The sequence below is a fragment of the Blautia sp. An81 genome (genome assembly GCF_002161285.1).
In the GTDB taxonomy this organism is placed as follows: Bacteria; Bacillota; Clostridia; order Lachnospirales; family Lachnospiraceae; genus Blautia; species Blautia ornithocaccae.
This window is the reverse complement of the sequence record NZ_NFHH01000012.1, coordinates 88,740-108,978: the sequence shown is the minus strand read 5'-3', so window position 1 is coordinate 108,978 and position 20,239 is coordinate 88,740. Positions and strand designations below refer to the sequence as shown.

Below are 20,239 nucleotides of genomic sequence, written 5' to 3'. Positions count from 1 at the left end.
GCTATGCCCGGTCCCCGAGAGCTCCGTAAATAATGGATTTATATGGAGCCAGTTTATCCCAGATCCACCGGTTGCTGTCAACTTCTGTTTCCCCGCAGTCAATAATCTCTGTATGGCTGCGGATACTGTGGATCAACTGTTTCAATGCCTGACGGAGAGAGAGGGGGAGCAGGGGCTGTGCAGCGGAAACCGCCTGGGAAAAAGAATCTACATAGGTATGGGCGAGGATTTCAATAGCCAGTGAATCCCGGCTGATCTTCAAGGGGGTATGCTGGCAGTTCTGATATTCTTTCAGGATATAATCAGCCAGCTGCAGAGAACCGTTGCCTTTTTCCCGGAGATAGTCCTTTAGATTTTGATCACAGACAATCTGTACCAGTTGAGGCTGATAATGAATCGAAATTTCATGAAATAAATTTTTTTCTGATGGTGTCATAGAGTATTCTCCTTTGTAATAGAATAAAGGTATTTTATCTCAGAACTTCAGGAAAGGCAAGGCAAAGATAAAGCGGAGTATGATGGATACAATGGAAAAGTAAAAATTAGGACTTGCCCGGAAGAATAAAGTGCGGTAAGATCGGTTCAAATCGTGTGGCGGCTGACGACAACCCTATGAAGCTTATAGCACTGGCCATGCGCCCCTTCGGAAGTTCCGGGATTTCCAGAGCAGATGTCCGGGAAATGACTGCTACTATGGAATAAATGTTTCAGGCCCTTTTCCAGGCAGGAACCGAGGGGAAGGGCCTGAAGATAAAAAAAGATAAAAGCACAGGACAGACCAGGAAAGATGTGATAGGATATAGAAAAAGGTATGGGAGCATATGGTATGGATACAAATATATTTTTATTTTTTGAAAAACATCAGGGGGCCCTTCCTCTGTATGAAAAGCTGGAAGAAGCGATCCAAAGAGAAATTGACAATGTAACGGTGAAAGTCCAGAAAACCCAGATCACTTTTTATAAGAAACGTCTTTTTGCCTGTGTATCTTTTGCCAGGGTGCGGAAAGCGGCTCAGCTTCCGGATCCTTATATGGTTGTGACCTTTGGTCTGGAGCATAGGGAAGAATCTCCCAGGATCGATATTGCCACAGAGCCTTATCCAAACCGGTGGACTCATCATGTCGTGATCCATGAAAAAGAGGAAATTGATGAAGAACTGATGGGCTGGATAAAAGAGGCAGCGGTTTTTGCAGAGACCAAGAAGAGATAGAAAGCCCGGGAACAGATAGGGAAAAACTCTTGACACAGAAGTGTGACAGGATATATACTTTAATAGTAAAATATTTATAATTAAAATAAATTAGAGGAAACCATGAATTATTCACTTGATACTCTGTTATATGGGATGCAATTCCGTAGACTGATGGAAAAGGAGATGGCTCCTATTGAAACAACCTATGGGCTGCAGAAAATCGATATGCAGATTTTGATCTATCTGAAACATGCAAAGGAACTGAATACGTCTAAAGATATCATGAAGATGAATATGTTTACAAGAGGACATATTTCCCAGTCTCTGAGCCGACTCCAGAAAAAAGGATACGTAAGAATGGAGCAGGATCTGGAGGACAGAAGATGTACCCATAATTATCTGACAGAGGACGCTCAGACTATTATCGTAAAGCTTGAAGAAATTTACCGAAAGATCAGGAATATTGTATTTGATGGAGTGACGGAAGAGGAAAAAAAGACCCTGGCTGCGGTAGCACAGAAAATGAACCATAATATCAGTAAATTTTTGTAAGAAAAAGAAAGGGATGTTTTACCGACACCCCTATCTTTTTTAAGTAAATAGTTTAAAAATAAAATATTTATAAATGACTGAAAGGAGATAGGCAAATGGATCAGAATAAACTGAGTGTTTATGCACAGAGCAAACAGGAAACCTGTATTTCAAATGATAAAATCCCCAAAAATCTGTATGAAAAATACGGGGTAAACTGCGGGCTTCGCGATAAAAACGGAAAAGGGGTCCTGAAAGGGCTTACGAGGATTTCTAAAATTGTCTCTTTTAAAGACTAGGATGGAAAGAAAGTTCCCTGTGACGGGGAATTATGGTACAGGGGCTATAATATTCACACATTGATTCGTTCAATTTCAAAAGAAGAGTATGGATTTGAAAAAATCGCATATCTTTTACTATTCGGAGAGTATCCGGACAGCCAGGAAACAGAGCGTTTTTCTGAAATTTTAGGAGAAGCCAGAGAACTGCCCCAGAACTTCACCAGAGATGTGATCATGAAGGCTCCTACAAAGGATATTATGAATACCATGACGAGAAGTATCCTGACCCTGGCCGCTTATGACAGCGGTACACAGGCGAATACCCTGGAAGACAATATCCGCCAGGCGGTTCAGTTGATCGCAGAATTCCCTCTGCTGGCGGTATACGGCTATCATGCCTATAACCATTATGACAATAACGGCAGTATGTATATCCACCGCCCGGATCCAAAACTGTCTACTGCCGAGAATTTCCTGCGGCTTCTGCGCCCCGATGCTTCTTACACAGAACTGGAGGCTAAGGTGCTGGATGTTGCGCTGATCCTTCACATGGAACACGGAGGAGGAAACAATTCCACCTTTACTACAAGGGTAGTGACTTCCTCAGGCTCGGATATCTATTCTGCTGTGGCAGCTGCCATGTCTTCTCTGAAGGGGCCTAAGCATGGAGGAGCCAATATCAAAGTAATGGAGATGATGGAGAATATCCGGGAAAATGTGTCAGACTGGAAGGATATGGACATGATAAAAAATTATCTGGGAAAGATCCTGGACAAGGAAGTCTTTGACAAAAAAGGTCTGATCTACGGTATGGGCCATGCAGTTTATTCTGTTTCAGATCCCCGGGAAAGAATACTGAAAGAGTATGTAGAAAAGCTTGCTGTGGAAAAAGACCGGGAAGAGGATATGAATCTGTATCAGGCCATCGAAAAACTGGCGCCGGAGATTATCGCAGAAAAACGGCATATTTATAAAGGGGTCAGCCCAAATGTAGATTTCTACAGTGGATTTGTCTATGACATGCTTGGAATCCCGCAGGAGCTTTATACGCCTTTATTTGCCGTGGCAAGGATCGTGGGCTGGAGCGCCCACAGGATCGAGGAACTCATTGATATGGACAAGATCATACGTCCGGCTTATATGAGTGTAATGGAAGAAAAAGAATAAGAAAGGTGGAAGCTCTTTGGACAAGTTCGTTATTTTTTATGATGACAGGAAAAACAGCTGCATAAATTGCGCAGAAAAATTCGGCCAGTATGAAAATGTAGAATGCAGGAAAATTTCGGATTATCAGGATCAGAGCCTGGTATATACCACCGGGGCCAGAGTGGGACTGATCTTTGAAAGTGAAAACGGGAAGCTGCCTTATGGAGTTTCTCACATCATATGGAAGATCGTTGCAGATAAAAACAGAAATCATATGATTTTGATCACCGGAGGAAGCCGGGAACTGAAAGCTGCCCGGGCTGCGGTAAGTGACCTGGATGAAAGAGGATATCATATATTAAATCTCTATACCAGATATGTCATGGAAAAAAACAAAATTACCCCAGAGGAAGCTGTAGAGTGGATCTTAAAAGATATTGAAACAGAAAAACCAAAACGCATGAAAGAGCGGGTAAAAGAAAAATATCAGGGCATGTCCAGGCGGGAGCTGAGGAAAGAGCTGCACAGAGAGCTAAAAGAATACAGAGAATATCAGAAAAAGCAGATCAAAATCCGTAAGCAGAAATTATCCTAGACGGAAGAGATTCCATTGCTATTATAGGAAAAGCAGGTTATAATGAGCAAGAACAGATACTATGAGGAGGATAAATTATGCTGGAAATCGGAACCAAGGCGCCGGCTTTTGAACTGCCGGACCAGAATGGCGATATACACAGGCTGGAGGAATATAAAGGGAAGAAGGTAATTCTTTACTTCTATCCAAAAGACAATACTGCCGGCTGCACAAAGCAGGCTTGCGGCTTCGGGGAACTTTATCCTCAGTTTTTAGAAAAAGGTGCGGTAGTGATCGGGGTAAGCAAGGACAGTGTAGCTTCCCATAAGAAATTTGAAGAAAAATATCATCTGCCCTTTACTTTACTGTCAGATCCGGATCTTACCTGCATCCAGGCCTATGATGTTTGGAAAGAGAAAAATATGTATGGAAAGAAAACCATGGGCGTAGTGCGTACTACCTATCTGATCAATGAAGAAGGTGTGATCCAAAAGGCTTTCGGGAAAGTAAAGGCTGCGGACAACCCAGCTCAGATGCTGAATGAATTATAGCCCCCTTTTGAAATTTACTACCCGAAGGAATTTTACTATGGCAGAAATTATTGAAATAAAAGATTTTAATACCCCTGAACTGGATGTTTATGCCAGGCTGACGGAGAACCAGCTTTTGAACCGTCATGAACCGGAAAAGGGGATTTTCATTGCAGAAAGTCCTAAAGTCATAGAGCGGGCTTTAAATGGAGGCTGCGTTCCACTTTCTTTTCTTGTGGAAAAACGGCATCTGGAAACCCAGGCCAGAGAAATTTTGGAGAGATGTTCTCAGATTCCTGTATATACAGCGGAATTTGACGTGCTGACCCAGCTTACCGGATTCAAACTTACCAGAGGCATGCTATGTGCGATGAGGCGTCCCAAACTTCCAAATCCAGAGGAAATATGCAGAGACGCGAAGAGGATCGTTATATTGGAAAATGTTGTAAACCCTACAAATGTAGGGGCAATTTTCCGTTCTGCCGCAGCTCTGTATATGGATGCAGTGCTCCTGACCAGCGGATGCAGCAATCCTTTATACCGGAGAGCCGCCAGAGTCAGTATGGGAACAGTTTTTCAGGTTCCATGGACTTTTCTTGAGGGGGACTTTTCCTGGCCGGAACAGGGAATTTCCCTCCTTCGTAAAATGGGATTTAAGACAGCAGCTATGGCTCTCAGGGAAGATTCAGTGAGTATTGATGATCCGGCACTTATGAGGGAAGAAAAACTGGCAGTAGTTTTGGGAACAGAAGGTGATGGACTGGCTTCTTCTACTATTGCAGACTGTGATTATACAGTAAAGATTCCCATGTCTCATAAAGTGGACTCTTTAAATGTAGCAGCAGCAAGCGCTGTGGCATTCTGGCAGTTAGGGAGAGGGCAGGACTAGGAAAAGCTTCGTCTCTATGATGCTATGGAACACCAGGAAAAATGTCTGCAGCAGGCGGGGAAGGGCATGGCGCCTGGAACAATGCCTGTTGATATATAAGTATATAAGAAGAAAGGATGCGTATTATGGAACAGAGCGTAAGAGAGTATGTAAGTGAAAAAGTAAAAGAGCTGATGAGTGCTCCTTCCTGCTGTGCAGAGGCAAAGACGGCCTGTGAAAACTGGCTGAAGGCAGCAGGAACAGACCAGGAAGCGGAGCAGACGAAAAAACTGATTGCAGAACTGGAAATGGACATTATGCCTGTAGACGGTCTGATTGCTTTTGCAGGATCAGAAGCAGGAGCTAAGGTGTTCGGAGCAGAGAAGGCAAAACAGATAGAGGCCCACGGAAAGGAAATTAAAGCGGCAGGAGCCAAATACTGCGACTGCCCTGCATGCGCGGCTGCAGAGGCAATTCTGGAAAAGAAAGACCAGATGCTATAAGTTTTTTAGACAGAGAAACACCGTTGTTATACCCAGGCATACCCGGGATAACAGCGGTGTTTTTTAACTATTTATCTCCGTTAAATTCTTTGATGGCCTCAATCATGGCCGCAATATTTTCAATAGGAACGTTTGCCTGAATATTATGGATAGTATTGAAAATATATCCGCCATCTTTAGAAAATATGTCCAGACGTTCTAATACCTGTTCCCGAACATCCTCTGGTTTTCCGAAGGGAAGTACCTTTTGAGTGTCCACGCCCCCACCCCAGAAAAGAATGTCTTTTCCATAAGTTTCCTTCAGCCTTTTTGGCTCCATTCCTTCAGCAGAGCATTGAACTGGATTAATGGCATCAAATCCCCCTTCAATGAGATATGGCAGGATAGGAAAAATCCCTCCACAGCAATGTTTTAGGGTTTTCCAGGTAGTATTTTCATGGACCCAGTTATTTACCTTTTTATAATAAGGCATATAGAGTTCTTTAAAAATTTCCGGGTTAATTAAAGGCCCTTTCTGGGTACCGAAATCTGTACCACAGATATACATTATGTCAATATCACTGCCAAAAGCATCCCAATATTTTTTTAGATTCTCAATTACGATATCTGTACCCTGCTCAAAAATTTCTTTTACGTATTCCGGATAGAGAAGGGGTGCAGTATACCATTCCTCAATGCTTCGGATACCTTTTGGATTTTTTAAATTTGGACCGGGAATATTATTGGCATCTCCCAGACCAAAATAACCTGGTGCCACCTGTATGGCCCTTTGGTTATTCTTTACGCTATCCAGAACTTTTTTGTGATAGGAAATCTGATCATCGGAGACCAGCATATAATCCTCCACATTATCTGCTGGATCTGCATGGTCTTCATCAAATTCCGGGGAACGCGTGAGATTGTCAAAATAGTAGCCATTTGCAGTCATATGCCCAGAGGGAGGACAGGATGTATCTCCTTTAGGATATACGTAATAGCCTCCCTGACCATCGTCAGTCACAGAGGCATCAGCAGGAATCAGCACAGGAATTCCCTGATAAACCCATTCCTTCCAATCTGTATTCGTATGTCCATAAGTATCTCCATAATTGTAAAGCTGTTGTATATCACAGCCCAGACAGTCTGCAAGGTCAGGCTCTACATAGGCAGTCATGGTAGACATATCATTAATCTTTGGAGGACGATATTCCAGCCCATAGTAGTCCCTTAGACTGTTTAATACAAAGCGTTGATCATGGAACAGCTCATGCCCCCAAAATCTACAGGTACTTTGTCTGGCTCTTTGTGGGCGAAGGCTGCCAGAACTCTTTCTTTTGATGTCATAAACATACTCCTTTCTACGGTATATTATAATAATTTTGTGCTTTAATTTTAAACTTTGATTTTTTCTGATATAATGTATAATATAACAAAAAAACCAGTCTGGCACTGTTGAAATTTGCCTGTTAATATACATTTTGTGCTATGTTAGAACTACCCATGGAGGAAGGATATGGAATTGGAAGAAATAGAGAAAAAAGTTGTCATACCCAATGAACAGGGAATTTTGAGCAAAAAGGGGCTTTATTTTTACGCACCTTCAGATTTTGCACGGAGATATCTGTTCTCCGTATTGTGGGGAGGCGAATACACGTGCGCTCCACCTTATCAGATACAAAGGGAAGGGCTAAAACTTTTTCTGGCTTTTCGTATTCTTTCAGGCAGACTTTATTTCCAATATGAAGAGCAGATTTTTATAGCCCAAGAAGGAGATATTGTCCTTCTCGATTGTATGAAATATCATTGCTACTATGCGAAAGAACAAGTTTCCTTTCAATTTTTTCATTTTACCGGCAACTGTTCCCAGGAATATCTAGAATTGCTTTATGAGAGAACAGGCCCCCTTTTTGGCCATAAATCTGGTACGGGTGTTGTGTTTGCCGAAATTCTGGAAGAATTGTCTAAAACTCAGCCGGAAGAGCACAGACTTTCTTATCTGCTCCATAATCTTCTTGGAATCCTGGCTGAGAACGAACCGGTTTCTATGGACACTGCTGTCATTCAAGCGGTCAGTTACATGCAGGAACATTATAAGGATGGGATAACCGTGGAAAATATTGCAGATAATGTATCTTTAAGTAAGTATCATTTTTCAAGAATCTTCCGAAAGCAGACAGGACAGTCTCCTCATCAATATCTTACAGCTCTCAGGATTAGGAAAGCTACGGAACTGATCATGGAAACCCGGCTGTCCATAGAAGATATCGGCGCCAGATGCGGTTATTCAGGAGCCTCTCATTTTATACGGGCTTTTAAAAAGGAAATGGACTTTACACCTGCTTCTTACAGAAAATATTTTGACTCTTCCGGCTTTCGAAAAATGTAAAGTATTCCAGATGATTTTAACAATCTTAAATATTCACTCAGCTCGTTGCTTTGTGATATAATGTCGGCAGGCAAAGTAATAACGGAAGGGAGGAAGACCCATGGAAGCTCATAAAATTTTTTCCATGAGTTTTGCGAAAGTTTATCCTCTGTATATTCAAAAGGCAGAGAGAAAGAATCGGACTAAAGAAGAAGTGGATGAGATTGTTTCCTGGCTTACCGGGTATAGCCGGGAAGAGCTGGAAGGCCAGATCAAGAAAAATGTGGACTTGAAGACGTTCTTTGAAGAGGCGCCCTGTATAAATCCCAATGCAGCTTTGATAAAAGGAGTGGTATGCGGTGTGCGGGTAGAAGAGATAGAGGACCCGCTTATGCAGAAAATACGATATCTGGATAAACTGGTGGATGAACTGGCAAAAGGAAAGAGCATGGAAAAAATATTGAGGAAATAAAAAAGGATGCGTAAAAGTCCCAGGTGACTTTGTTGCGGTAACTATGCAGGAGAGATGAAGAATATAAGCAATAAAAAAGTATTATTAATAATAAATAAAAGTATCTTACATTTCTGTCCATAATCTGGTAAACTAATATACTATGGATTAAATTATATGATGCCAAAAACAAAAGGCGGTATCATAGGGGCAAATTACTTTTGAACCCTTACCTCATTATATGTAACAAAAGATATAGGGAGTGTTAGTAATGATTCCAGAAAAAGAAAACAGGCAGCCGGAGCTTCTTGTGGGGATTGATGTAGGCTCTACCACTACGAAGCTGGTTGCAGCAGATAAGGACAGCAAAGAAATACTATATTCCAGTTATAAGAGACATAATTCCAGTCAGGTGCAGAGCGTTCAGGCTGCTTTGGGACGTCTGAAAGAACAGTTTCATGACAGACCGGTACGTGTGGCTATGACCGGGTCAGGGGCAAAGCCTGTGGCAGAGGCTCTGAATGTTCCTTTTATCCAGGAAGTTGTAGCCAACTCTGTGGTTTTGTGCGAGAAATATCCAAATGTCAGAACTGCCATAGAGCTTGGCGGACAGGATGCGAAAATTATTTTTTTCCGAAGAAACCAGGAAGACGGGAATCTTGCGGTTTCTGATATGCGTATGAACGGAAGCTGTGCAGGAGGTACCGGCGCTTTTATTGACGAGGTAGCATCGATTGTTAAGGTTCCTGTGGAGCAGTTTAATGCCCTGGCTCAAAAGGGCTCCTGCGTTTATGATATTTCCGGAAGATGCGGCGTATATGCCAAGACGGATATTCAGCCGCTGCTTAACCAGGGAATCGCAAAATCTGACCTGGCTCTTTCTGCTTTCCATGCCATTGCAAAACAGACAATCGGAGGACTGGCCCAGGGGCTGGATATTGAGAAACCAGTAGCCTTTGAAGGCGGTCCTATGACTTTTAATCCTGTGCTTATCCAGGTTTTTGCCCAGAGGCTGAACCTGTCCCGGGACGAGATCATCCGACCTGAAAGACCGGAGATCATTATTGCTTACGGTGCAGCTCTTTCCTTGAACACCATGTTTCAGGATCGAAAAGAAATTTACAGAATTGAAGAACTGGAAGACAGGCTGGGAGAGATCAAACACAGAAAAGAGCTTTCAGTGGGTAAGAAAGGAAGGCCTTTTTTTGTTGAAAAAAAAGAGTACAGGGAATTTATAGAGCGCCATAAGCTTCCGGCCATAGCAACACCTGAACTTCAGGAAGGGGAGACTCTTCATGTCTATCTGGGAATTGATTCCGGAAGCACTACCACAAAATTTGTGCTTATGGATGAAGAGGAAAATATCCTGGATTCCTTTTATGCGCCTAACGAGGGTGACCCACTCCTGGTAGCCAAAGGCGCGCTGATTTCCATGAGAGAAAAGTATAAAGAAAAAGGAGTACAACTGGATATTATCGCCGCCGGCACTACTGGATATGGAGAACAGCTTTTTTCAAAAGCCTTTGAGACAGAATGCCATGTGGTAGAAACGGTAGCTCACGCCCGGGCAGCCAGAAAGTATGTAGAGAACGCTACATTTATACTGGATATTGGCGGACAGGATATGAAGGCCATCTGGCTGGATAATGGAATTATCACCAACATTGTGCTCAACGAAGCATGCTCCTCGGGATGCGGTTCTTTTCTGGAGAATTTTGCAGCATCGCTGCATATTCCGGTGGGGAAAATCGCTGAAGCCGCATTTGCATCGGAGAATCCTGCAGAATTGGGCAGCCGGTGTACGGTGTTTATGAACAGCAGCATCATCACCGAACAGCGAAATGGCAGACTGCCTGGAGACATTATGGCAGGTCTTTGCCGTTCTATTATAGAAAATGTATTTACGAAGGTGATCCGTGTTTCTAACCTGGACAGTCTGGGGAACAAGATCGTTGTTCAGGGAGGAACTTTTCAGAATGATGCAGTGCTGAGGGCCATGGAACAGTATCTGGGGCGGAATGTGGTAAGAGCCCCATATCCGGGAATCATGGGAGCTATCGGGGCAGCATTGATTACAAAGGAAAGATTTCATGAACAGGGGGAGAAGAAAACGTTTATCGGCCTTGAAGCAATGGATGACTTTTCTTATACCCAGGAATCTAATTCTCCCTGTCCCTTCTGTACCAACCATTGTAAAAGAACCATTGTCCGTTTTTCTAATGGAAACTCCTGGATCACCAATAACCGCTGTGAGAGAGGAGAGGTTCTGGGAGACCCTAAGGACAAAGAGGTTCAGGCGAAAATCAGGGAGAAAAAGCAGGCGCTGAAAGAGGTGCCAAATCTTTTTAAACTCCGGGAAGAGCTTCTTATGAAAAAATATCCTTACCCGGAACCTGAAACAAACAGAGAGATTACCATTGGAATTCCAAGAGTCCTTTCTTTCTGGGAGACTATGCCGTTCTGGGGAACTTTTTGGAAAGCCCTGGGATTCAAAGTCAAAGTATCTCCTGCCAGTACAAGGAAGATATATGAAGAAGGGCTGTCTGCGGTGACTTCAGATACGGTATGCTTTCCGGCCAAACTTGTCCACGGACATATCCGCAGTCTGGCTAAAAGCGGAGTAGACAGGATTTTTATGCCCTCCATTACAACGGTAGAATCAGAGAATACAGAGGACACCAGCCAGTCTATGTGTGCAGTGGTAAAGGGGTATCCTATTGTTGTCAGAAATTCAGATAACCCTGAAAAACGTTGGAATATACCTTTTGATGCGCCATTATTCCACTGGTCTACTTATGGTGATCGGGAAAGACAGCTGACAAAGTATATGGAGGAGACTTTCCAGATATCACCGGAACAGACGCGAAAGGCCATAGAGGCAGGAGATGAAGCTCAGACATCTTTCCGTCAGGAACTTCTGCATGCAGGAGAAGAAGTGTGCCGGATGGTTCAGGAAAAAGGAACCTATGCGGTAGTTCTGGCTTCCAGACCTTATCAGAATGACGCGTTGGTAAATCATGACTTGCCGGATATGTTTACGAAAATGGGAATCCCTGTGCTCACCGCAGATTCTCTCCCAGGAGCAGACCATGGAGAATTAAAGAAAAGCCGGCTGGATGTTGTAAATAATTTTCATGCCAGAATGCTTTCCTCTGCTATTTTGACAGCAGAAAAAGACTATCTGGAATATGTGCAGATCGTAAGCTTTGGCTGCGGCCATGATGCCTATCTTTCTGATGAGATCATCCGTCTGATGAAAGATATTTCGGGAAAAACGCCGCTGATCCTGAAGATGGATGAGAGCGATATACAGGGACCTCTCCGTATCCGTATCCGTTCTTTCACAGAGACGGTGGCTATGCAGAGGAACAGAAGAAAGAAGCTGACAGTTCATGAACTGCCGGATCCTTATCCTGTAAAATATACGAAAACGTCCAGAAAAGAAAAAATAGCGCTGATTCCAAATACCTCTCATGCCTTCAGCAGGGTGATGGCTGCAGCTTTTGCCGGACAGGGAATCCGCACAGAACCTCTGGAGCTGGGAAGAGAAGAGGCAATCCGTCTGGGAAAACAATATGTACATAATGATATCTGTTTCCCTGCCCAGATTGTTATCGGAGAAGCATTAGCTGCATTGAAAAGCGGAAAGTATGATGACAAAGAAGTGGCTATCGCTATGGCGAAATATGTGGGAGACTGCCGCCTTACCCATTACAGCGCTCTTTTAAGGAAAGCTCTGGATGATGCGGGATATTCCCATGTACCGATACTGACCAATGATGACAAAGATTCTCATAACCTTCATCCCGGATTCCGAATGAATCTCCTCACTTCTGTCAGGATTGCATTCGCCATGCCTATGATTGATGTCCTTGAGGAGCTTCTGCGGAAGATACGGCCTTATGAGAAAGTTCCGGGAAGTGCAGATAAGGCTTTTGAAAAAGCTTTGGACCAGGTAATAGATGGTCTGGAAAAACATGGGATAATGGGAGCCAGACATGGCTTTGAGAAAGCTATAGACATTATGAATCAGGTAGAATATGACCGGTCTCATCCTAAACCCAGAGTACTGATCGTAGGTGAATATCTGCTGAATTTCCATCCGGGGGCAAACCATGATATTGAAGCTTATCTGGAAAAGAACGGATTCGAGATTATTGAGGCCAGAATGACAGATGTTATCAGAAAGACTTATTTCTATCAGGATGCCCAGATCCGGGAATATCATCTGGATAAACCAGTTCCTCAGAAAGTATGGCTGCGGACAGCAGATGTGGCTTTTAACCTGGCCCATGATGTGACAGATAAGATTGCCAGGAAGAGTCCTCTTTACACGCCGGCCTGCCGTATGCAGGATCTGGTAAAGGACAGCGATCCTATTATCCACCATACTTTTGATGCAGGAGAGGGAGTCCTGATTCCAGGAGAAATCCTTCACCATGCTAAAAATGGATGCAGGGCCTTTATAATCCTTCAGCCATTTGGCTGCCTGCCGAATCATGTGGTAGGCCGGGGAATTATAAAGAAATTAAAGGAACTGTATCCAGATGCCAGCATACTGCCTTTGGATTATGATCCAGATGTGAGTTTTGCAAATATTGAGAATCGTCTGCAGATGTTGATCATGAGTTTTCGAAATAAACAGGAGGACAGCTGATATGAAGATACTGACTTTTGGAGAAATTATGCTGCGGCTGAAGACCCCGGAGAACTTAAGGATTCTTCAGGCTCAGGATTTTGAGGCCAGCTATGGAGGAGCGGAGGCGAACGTAGCCGTGTCTCTTGCCATGATGGAAGATCCTGTAGATTTTGTGACAAAATTGCCGGATAATCCAGTAGGACTGGCCGCCCATAATGAGATCCGCCGCTTTGGAGTGGATACTTCAAAAATCCTGAAAGGCGGAGAGCGTCTTGGAATCTATTATTTTGAGAAAGGCACCAATATCCGACCTACCAATGTAGTCTATGACCGGGCATACAGTTCCTTTGCCCAGGCTGGTACGGAAGAGTTTCACTGGGAAGAGCTTTTAAAGGATGTGGATATTTTTTATTTTTCCGGAGTTACGCCTGCGGTAAGTGAGAATATTGAAAAGGCGGTGCTGGAGGCTGTAAAATACTGTAAGGCCCATTCTATTGAAGTGGTCTGCGATCTGAATTACCGGGGAAAAATGTGGAGTACCCAGAAGGCTCAGAAGGTTATGAAGGAATTGATGAATTATGTGACGCTGTGTATTGCTAACGATGAAGACTTTGAGTCTGCTTTGGGTATTCATGCCTTTGATGGGGACATGGCCCACGGGATTGACCAAATCCATACTTATAAGCAGGGAATGGAGGAAATCCTTCGCCAGTATCCCAACTGCAGGGCAGTGGCCAGCGTTCTCCGGAATATGAGGACTGTGGAAGACGGAGACTGGATGGGAATTTATCTGAAAGACGGGAAATTCTATGAAAGCCCGGTTCACAGGGTTCACAGCCTGGAAGCTGTGGGAGCCGGAGATGCCTTTGCAGGAGGTCTGCTCCACAGTCTGGCCCGTGGCTTTTCTCCACAGAAAACCATAGATTTTTCTATTACAGCCAGTGTATTGAAATTGATGATCCAGCACGATTTTAATGTGGTGAATGAGGCAGATATCCTGAAGATCATGAAATCCGGGGATACAAACCTGCAAAGATAAGAAAGATTATAACAGGGGACTGGATAAACCAGGAAACAGGTTTATTGACAGGCCCCTTTCCTTTATATTAAAATAATAGAAAAGTCAAAAAGATAGGAGAGAATACATATGGTACATCATATTGTAATGTGGAAATTTAAACCAGAAGTTGAGGAGAGCAAAAAACCAGAATTAAAGAAAGCAATGGCAGAAAATCTGAAAAGCCTGGTAGGCAAGGTGCCAGGGCTTCTTACTGTAGACTTTGTTTCAGAGCCTCTTCCTTCTGCTACCCATGATATGGCATTGGTAACGACTCTGGAAAAAGCAGAGGACATTAAGGTATACGGTTCTCATCCTGAACATGTAAAGGTGGCAGATACCTATGTACGGCCTTATACTACTGAGAGAGCATGTCTGGATTATGAAGACTAAGATTTCCGGAAGGGAGACATCATGGATAAAGTCATTTTAGGAAAAACAGGGATTGAAGTAAACAAAAACGGCTTTGGAGCGCTGCCAATCCAGCGGATCACCAAGGCAGAAGCAGTTTATATCCTGCAGAAAGCATTCTATAACGGAATCAATTATTTTGATACGGCAAGAGCTTATACAGACAGCGAGGAAAAGATAGGAGCTGCATTTTCCTATATAAGGGATAAACTGATCATCAGCACCAAGACTGCCGCTAAAACCGGAGAGGGATTAAAGAAGGATTTGGAGGAAAGTCTTCGGATGCTCCAGACAGATTATATTGACATCTATCAGTTTCACAATCCGGATTTCTGTCCCAGACCTGGAGATGGTACAGGACTTTACGAAGCAGCCCTGGAGGCAAAGCGTCAGGGAAAGATCAGACATATCGGTATTACCAACCATCGGATTCCCCTGGCAAAAGAAGCGATAGAGTCAGGACTTTATGAAACTCTTCAGTTTCCATTTTCTTATCTGGCTGCAGAAACTGATTTGGAACTGGTTGACGCTTGTAAAAAAGCAGATATGGGATTCATCGCTATGAAGGCCTTGTCAGGAGGACTGATCCAGAATTCCGCCTGCGCATACGCTTTTATGGCACAGGCCCAGTTTGAACATGTGGCTCCTATCTGGGGAATACAAAGAGAAAGCGAGCTGGATGAATTCTTATCTTACCAGGTCTGTCCGCCAAGCCTAACAGGGGAGCTGAAAGAAGTAATGGAAAAAGACAGAAAGGAACTTTCAGGAGACTTCTGCAGAGGCTGTGGATATTGTATGCCCTGTCCTGCGGGAATTGAGATCAACAACTGTGCCAGAATGGGACTGCTGCTGAGAAGATCTCCTCAGGCATCCTGGCTGTCTGCAGAATGGCAGGAAAAAATGAAAAAAATAGAGGAATGCAAGCACTGCGGTCAATGCATGAAGAAATGCCCTTATAGTCTGAATACACCGGAACTGCTGGCGAAAAACTACGAGGACTATAAAACATTTTTAGATTAAAGACAGACAGTGGGTTTACAGGTACATAAGTGAGGGGATGCCTCGCTGTGAGCATAAGAAAAGTTCTCCCAGGACAGACAGGGAGAACTTTTTTTGCCATAACAGGGCAAAGGAATAACATGAGGTTGGAAATCTTACGAAAATAGGATATAATAAACAGATACGCAGAGGCGTTTGGGCCCTTGTACACGAGGGTATGGTTTCATTTGTAATAGATTTGACGGCAACAGAAGGTGAATACATGAGTGAAGGAAAAAGATATTTAGATAAAGTAACCGGACAACTGAAGGAGAGGATTGGAGAAGTGAGAGAATCCATTCTCCAGGGACAGAAAGATATTGAGGGGATGCATGAGTATTACTGGGAAAACTATACAGAGATGGACCAGTACGGCTATGAGGATTTCGATAACCAGCAGGCACTTCTCCATCAGGTCAATGCAAACCAGGAGCAGCAGGCTTATCTTCACAGGCTGGAGAAAATGCTGGATTCTCCTTTTTTCGGAAGAGTAGATTTTCGCTATGAGGGGGAGGAGGAGTCAGAAAAGTTTTATATAGGGATCGGAAATTTTTCTCAGAAAGCAGGACACATGCCCCTGATTTATGACTGGCGGGCGCCGGTAAGCGGTTTGTTTTATGATTTTGACAAGGGGCCTGCTTCCTATGAGGCCCCTCTCGGTCTTATGGAAGGGGAGATTACCTCTAAATGGCAGTATAAGATCCGGGGTGGCCGGATGATTTACGAATTTCAAAGTGATATGAAGATTGATGACGAGATCCTGAAGGCAGAATTGGGCGGCAATGGAGATGTGCAGCTGAAAAACATTGTCCGGACCATTCAGAAAGAGCAAAATGCCATTATCCGGAATACGAAAGACCGGATAATGGTGATCCAGGGAGCAGCAGGATCCGGGAAAACTTCTATTGCGCTTCATCGGATCGCATATCTGCTGTACCATGATCGGAAAAATCTGAAATCGTCGGATATTTTGATCCTGTCTCCAAACAGTGTGTTTTCAGACTATATTTCCCATATCCTTCCGGAACTGGGAGAAGAAAATATCCAGGAAATGAGTTTTGATCTTTTTGCCTACCGTGAACTGCGGGATGCGATCAGAGACTGTCATGACCGGTATGATCAGATAGAGCTGGAATTACAGGGACTGACGAAGGAAGAGAAAAGAAGGCTGGAAGAAAAACAGTCAGAGACTTTTGTGTCTCAGGCGGAGGGATTTCTTGCATTACTGGAAGACGAGCTGATGGCCTTTAAAGAAGTGGAGTTCAGAGGATTAAAACTTACGGAAAATGAACTGATTCATCTGTTTTACTTTAAGTTTCAGGATATTCCTCTTTTGTCCAGGATGGATGCAGTTATGGAATATTTTATAGACGAATATGAAACTCTTCATGACTGTACTCTTTCAGAAGAAGATCTGGATACTATTGCCAAAAAATTTCAGAAACTTTATGTGACCAGGGACTTATATAAGATCTATAATAAATTTCTGGAAGAAAACGGCTATCCCATACTTCCTGATGTACCCCAGGAAAAGCGGGTGCTGGCCTACGAGGATGTATATCCTCTTTTGTATCTGAAGTACAGACTCTGCAGGGTCCGGGATCATAGAAATATCAAACATCTGGTCATAGATGAGATGCAGGATTATTCTTATCTCCAGTATCTGATCCTACGGCAGATGTTTAACTGCAGAATGACCATATTGGGAGACCGGGCCCAGACCATGGAGGAACGGAACCACGATGTTCTGGAATTTCTGCCGGGGATCTTCGGAAAGGATATGCGGAAGATCATCCTGAACAAAAGCTACCGGAATACAGTGGAGATTGCTGAATATGCCAATAGGACTGCAGGTATTCGGGATATGGAGATCTTTCAGCGCCACGGGAAAGAAGTGGAGGAGAAAAAGCTGGATGGAAAAGAGGAGGCTGTGGAGGAAATTTTCAAAAATCTGGCCCTGGGTTCCAAAGGCTATGAGACAGCCGCTCTGCTGACAATGAGCGAGGAAGAAGCCCTGGAGGTTTATAAGAATCTGAGGGAAAAAGAAATCCCGGCCTTTTATGTGGACAGAAACAGTTCTTCTTTTAAAAAAGGATTGACCGTTACCACCTTTTATCTGGCAAAAGGCCTGGAGTTCGATCAGGTATTTGTGCTGGCCAGAAAGAAGAAGACGCCTCTGCTGATCCAGGCAGAGTATATCTGTGCCACCCGGGCACTTCATGAATTGTATGTTTACGAATGTTTATAAAATCATAAATTTGGGCAATCCTATCCGTAAGGAGAATGTATCTTTTCAAAAGTTATTTACTGTTGACTAACTGGGAAGGGACATTTTAGAATATAGGAAAGATAACAGCCTTGACAACGGAGGGAGGTATTCTTATGCAGGCATTGTCGCAGACAAAGCGTGGTGAAAGCTACACCATTAAATGGATGTTCGGAATACCTGAGGTGCTGGAATTTATGAAGCGTTACCAGATTCAGGAGGGCAGTCAGGTTCAGGTGATCCAGAATCATAAGGACTGCGTGATCATTGGCGCCCGGGATAAGAGACTGGCAATCGGTAAAGAGATCGCAGACCGGATAAAGGTATGAGGATTCAGCCCATTATGAAATGCAGCGTTCAAAGAAGAACAAAAAGACTTCTTTGGACGCTGCATTTTTGCTAGGAATTTTGCCGGGGGTGTTATATAATGATACCAAAGTGGAAGAACAAATATTTTTGCGGACAGAAAATGACGTCTGTATAGCAGGAAGGGAGCAGAGGATATGAATACGATTGAATTATTAGATAAACTGCAGAGACAGGCTATGAGCGATGAAAAACTTAGAAAGGAGCTTCTGGAGACCAGAAAGGCAGAGAATCCACTGGGAGCTTTTTGCAGGAAATGCCGGGAATTAGGCTATGAGATCTATGAGATGGAACTGGTCACTGCAGGAGAAGAATTTTATGCGGAGATGAAGAGAAGTACCAATGGCGGAGGAGAGAATTCTCCGAAACTGGACGGGGAAGACGATTTTTATGAGATGTTCTTAGCAAGCATGGAGGAGGAAGAGGAGTATGAGCAGGGTAAAAAGAAGTGAAAAACTGAACTCTCTGTTTTCGGAGGACTATCGGGTGATCGATTTTCTTCCCTACCATGTGGCAGAACATGGCAACAGTATTTTTGAAGAGGTGGAAAGTTATTTCCTTCAGGATAAACAGCTTCAGGAATTCTGCGATAAAGCCATTGCCATTATTTTAAAGGTTATCTGTTATTATCCCTTTGAAGTATATGTAGAGGAGTATCCCCCTTTAAAACCGAAAAGAAACGGCTGGCTGAAAGAGAAACGATGTGATCTTCTGGTGAAGATCTTAAAAAGAGTCATTATGAAGAAAAAGGGGCAGGTAGATATTCTTCTGGGAAAAGAAAATTCTATCATCAGCATTACAGGAGGAGTCCTCAGCATTGCAGTATACAATGAGAGCGAATCCCTGAAAGATCTGCTGGATAAAGTGGTGGAGACAGAAGGACTGTATTATTGGAAATACAGGGTATGAATTTTTGAGGGTTAAGCCCGGTTTATTCTATCCGAGAGAGGAAAAGGAATATGTTCTTTAAGAAAAAAGAAAAGCGGCTGTCCTTTGACCGGAACAGACAGATTCCGGTAATACGTTCCAGTATCTGTACGGGAGAAAAGACTGCCGGATTTAAAGATCAGGAAACAGGAAAATTCCAGGATATCTGCTGCATCCGCAGCGACAAAGATCTGGAAGAATTTATGAAGACTTACGGAATCTCCAGGGAGGAGATCAGGACAGAATATTAAGACAGAGGAGAATACATATATGTTGAGAGAGATCAATCTGGCGGAAGTTTCCGACGGAAAGCTGTACACATCCAGAGATATGGTAAAAGCCGGCTGCGACGATTGCCGTGGATGCTGTGACTGCTGCAAAGAAATGGGAAAATCGGTGGTTCTGGATCCCTATGATGTATTCCGCCTGGAAGCGGGACTGGGCCAGAGTTTTCAGGAGCTTCTGACCTATGCCCTGGAGTTAAACGTGGTGGACGGGATCATACTTCCCAATCTGAAAATGGCCGGCGAGGCAGAACGGTGCAGTTTTCTTGATCCGGAAGGAAGGTGCAGCATTCATCCCCATCGACCTGGATTCTGCCGGATGTTCCCTCTGGGACGGATCTATGAGGAGGAGGGATTTCATTATTTTTTCCAGGTTCATGAATGTCCGAAACAGCCGAAGACCAAAGTAAAAGTAAGCAAATGGCTGGACACTCCGGAACTGAAAAAATACGAGGCCTATGTTTTGTCCTGGCATAACTTTTTAAAGAAAGCGGAAAAAATCCTGGGACAGTTCCAGAATCCGGAGGAAGCAAAAAATGTATCTATGTATATCCTGAAGAACTTCTTCCTGGCGCCCTGGGACTTTACCGAAGATTTTTATGGGCAGTTCGAAGAAAAGCTGAAAGTGGGGGAGAAGTATTTTTTCTGATTGGCGCAATGGCAAATGACCAAATTTATAACTATGTCTCGGATTATATGGATGGTGTCATTACAAGAGAACAATTCTGGGTATTAGCAAAGTTTAAATATCCTACACATCAGATTAACTTCTGTACTAAAGAAGCATTACAATGTTTAAAATACAGGGGCTATGAGGAGGTTAAATAGGTT

At 43.5% G+C, this 20,239-nt stretch carries 21 protein-coding genes and 2 pseudogenes; 21 read left to right on the top strand and 2 right to left on the bottom strand.

Annotated elements, in window-relative coordinates:
• Nucleotide 1: 1 nt before the first annotated feature.
• Nucleotides 2–436: a hypothetical protein gene (locus tag B5G33_RS11895; protein ID WP_087417802.1), complete on the bottom strand. Its 435-nt coding sequence runs from the start codon at nucleotides 434–436 to the stop codon at nucleotides 2–4.
• 113 nt (nucleotides 437–549) lie between these two features.
• Here B5G33_RS11895 and B5G33_RS21130 point away from each other — a divergent pair, with 113 nt between their 5' ends.
• From B5G33_RS21130 to B5G33_RS11860, 8 genes and pseudogenes are all read left to right on the top strand, one after another.
• Nucleotides 550–702, top strand: a complete 153-nt coding sequence (locus B5G33_RS21130; protein ID WP_204247382.1) for a hypothetical protein — start codon at nucleotides 550–552, stop codon at nucleotides 700–702.
• Nucleotides 703–826: 124 nt separating this feature from the next.
• On the top strand, nucleotides 827–1,210 hold the full coding sequence (locus tag B5G33_RS11890) for a DUF5655 domain-containing protein (RefSeq protein WP_087417801.1): 384 nt from the start codon (nucleotides 827–829) through the stop codon (nucleotides 1,208–1,210).
• Nucleotides 1,211–1,312: 102 nt separating this feature from the next.
• Entirely contained in the window at nucleotides 1,313–1,744 is a 432-nt protein-coding gene (locus B5G33_RS11885) for a MarR family winged helix-turn-helix transcriptional regulator (protein WP_087417800.1), read from the top strand.
• Between the two features lie 95 nt (nucleotides 1,745–1,839).
• Nucleotides 1,840–3,171, top strand: a pseudogene (locus tag B5G33_RS11880) (citrate/2-methylcitrate synthase).
• Nucleotides 3,172–3,187: 16 nt separating this feature from the next.
• The gene (locus B5G33_RS11875) at nucleotides 3,188–3,745 is read left to right on the top strand and encodes a hypothetical protein (protein ID WP_087267715.1); all 558 of its coding nucleotides are present in this window, start codon (nucleotides 3,188–3,190) and stop codon (nucleotides 3,743–3,745) included.
• Between the two features lie 77 nt (nucleotides 3,746–3,822).
• Nucleotides 3,823–4,275, top strand: coding sequence for a thioredoxin-dependent thiol peroxidase (bcp, locus tag B5G33_RS11870; protein ID WP_087417799.1), 453 nt, complete (start codon nucleotides 3,823–3,825; stop codon nucleotides 4,273–4,275).
• A gap of 37 nt (nucleotides 4,276–4,312) precedes the next feature.
• Nucleotides 4,313–5,143, top strand: coding sequence for a TrmH family RNA methyltransferase (locus B5G33_RS11865; protein ID WP_087417798.1), 831 nt, complete (start codon nucleotides 4,313–4,315; stop codon nucleotides 5,141–5,143).
• A 125-nt stretch (nucleotides 5,144–5,268) separates the two neighbouring features.
• Nucleotides 5,269–5,625 (top strand): molecular chaperone Hsp90, encoded by a 357-nt coding sequence (locus B5G33_RS11860; protein ID WP_087267724.1) that lies wholly within the window; start codon nucleotides 5,269–5,271, stop codon nucleotides 5,623–5,625.
• Nucleotides 5,626–5,692: 67 nt separating this feature from the next.
• Here B5G33_RS11860 and B5G33_RS11855 read toward each other — a convergent pair whose 3' ends face one another.
• On the bottom strand, nucleotides 5,693–6,787 hold the full coding sequence (locus B5G33_RS11855) for a uroporphyrinogen decarboxylase family protein (RefSeq protein ID WP_242974685.1): 1,095 nt from the start codon (nucleotides 6,785–6,787) through the stop codon (nucleotides 5,693–5,695).
• A 330-nt stretch (nucleotides 6,788–7,117) separates the two neighbouring features.
• Here B5G33_RS11855 and B5G33_RS11850 point away from each other — a divergent pair, with 330 nt between their 5' ends.
• The 13 genes and pseudogenes from B5G33_RS11850 to B5G33_RS22615 form a co-directional block, all read left to right on the top strand.
• Nucleotides 7,118–7,990: an AraC family transcriptional regulator gene (locus tag B5G33_RS11850; protein ID WP_087417797.1), complete on the top strand. Its 873-nt coding sequence runs from the start codon at nucleotides 7,118–7,120 to the stop codon at nucleotides 7,988–7,990.
• A 100-nt stretch (nucleotides 7,991–8,090) separates the two neighbouring features.
• Nucleotides 8,091–8,441 (top strand): DUF2200 domain-containing protein, encoded by a 351-nt coding sequence (locus B5G33_RS11845; protein WP_087267735.1) that lies wholly within the window; start codon nucleotides 8,091–8,093, stop codon nucleotides 8,439–8,441.
• A gap of 250 nt (nucleotides 8,442–8,691) precedes the next feature.
• On the top strand, nucleotides 8,692–13,077 hold the full coding sequence (locus B5G33_RS11840) for an acyl-CoA dehydratase activase (RefSeq protein WP_087417796.1): 4,386 nt from the start codon (nucleotides 8,692–8,694) through the stop codon (nucleotides 13,075–13,077).
• A 1-nt stretch (nucleotide 13,078) separates the two neighbouring features.
• Nucleotides 13,079–14,098 (top strand): sugar kinase, encoded by a 1,020-nt coding sequence (locus tag B5G33_RS11835; protein ID WP_087267741.1) that lies wholly within the window; start codon nucleotides 13,079–13,081, stop codon nucleotides 14,096–14,098.
• Nucleotides 14,099–14,206: 108 nt separating this feature from the next.
• Nucleotides 14,207–14,509, top strand: a complete 303-nt coding sequence (locus B5G33_RS11830; RefSeq protein ID WP_087267744.1) for a Dabb family protein — start codon at nucleotides 14,207–14,209, stop codon at nucleotides 14,507–14,509.
• Nucleotides 14,510–14,530: 21 nt separating this feature from the next.
• Complete coding sequence (locus B5G33_RS11825; RefSeq protein WP_087417795.1) at nucleotides 14,531–15,547, top strand: aldo/keto reductase; 1,017 nt, start codon at nucleotides 14,531–14,533, stop codon at nucleotides 15,545–15,547.
• Nucleotides 15,548–15,788: 241 nt separating this feature from the next.
• Nucleotides 15,789–17,813 (top strand): HelD family protein, encoded by a 2,025-nt coding sequence (locus B5G33_RS11820; protein ID WP_087417794.1) that lies wholly within the window; start codon nucleotides 15,789–15,791, stop codon nucleotides 17,811–17,813.
• A gap of 134 nt (nucleotides 17,814–17,947) precedes the next feature.
• Nucleotides 17,948–18,160, top strand: coding sequence for a FeoA family protein (locus B5G33_RS11815; protein WP_087417793.1), 213 nt, complete (start codon nucleotides 17,948–17,950; stop codon nucleotides 18,158–18,160).
• Between the two features lie 174 nt (nucleotides 18,161–18,334).
• Complete coding sequence (locus tag B5G33_RS11810; protein ID WP_087267752.1) at nucleotides 18,335–18,649, top strand: hypothetical protein; 315 nt, start codon at nucleotides 18,335–18,337, stop codon at nucleotides 18,647–18,649.
• The gene (locus B5G33_RS11805) at nucleotides 18,627–19,106 is read left to right on the top strand and encodes a hypothetical protein (RefSeq protein WP_087267755.1); all 480 of its coding nucleotides are present in this window, start codon (nucleotides 18,627–18,629) and stop codon (nucleotides 19,104–19,106) included. The genes B5G33_RS11810 and B5G33_RS11805 overlap by 23 nt, the downstream gene beginning before the upstream one ends.
• Before the next feature lie 50 nt (nucleotides 19,107–19,156).
• Complete coding sequence (locus B5G33_RS11800; RefSeq protein WP_087267757.1) at nucleotides 19,157–19,375, top strand: aspartate dehydrogenase; 219 nt, start codon at nucleotides 19,157–19,159, stop codon at nucleotides 19,373–19,375.
• A gap of 19 nt (nucleotides 19,376–19,394) precedes the next feature.
• A complete protein-coding gene (locus tag B5G33_RS11795) occupies nucleotides 19,395–20,057 on the top strand; it encodes a YkgJ family cysteine cluster protein (protein WP_087417792.1) in 663 nt (220 codons plus the stop codon).
• Nucleotides 20,054–20,236, top strand: a pseudogene (locus B5G33_RS22615) (DUF3990 domain-containing protein); the annotation flags it as partial. The gene B5G33_RS11795 and the pseudogene B5G33_RS22615, both read left to right, overlap by 4 nt.
• Nucleotides 20,237–20,239: the final 3 nt, after the last annotated feature.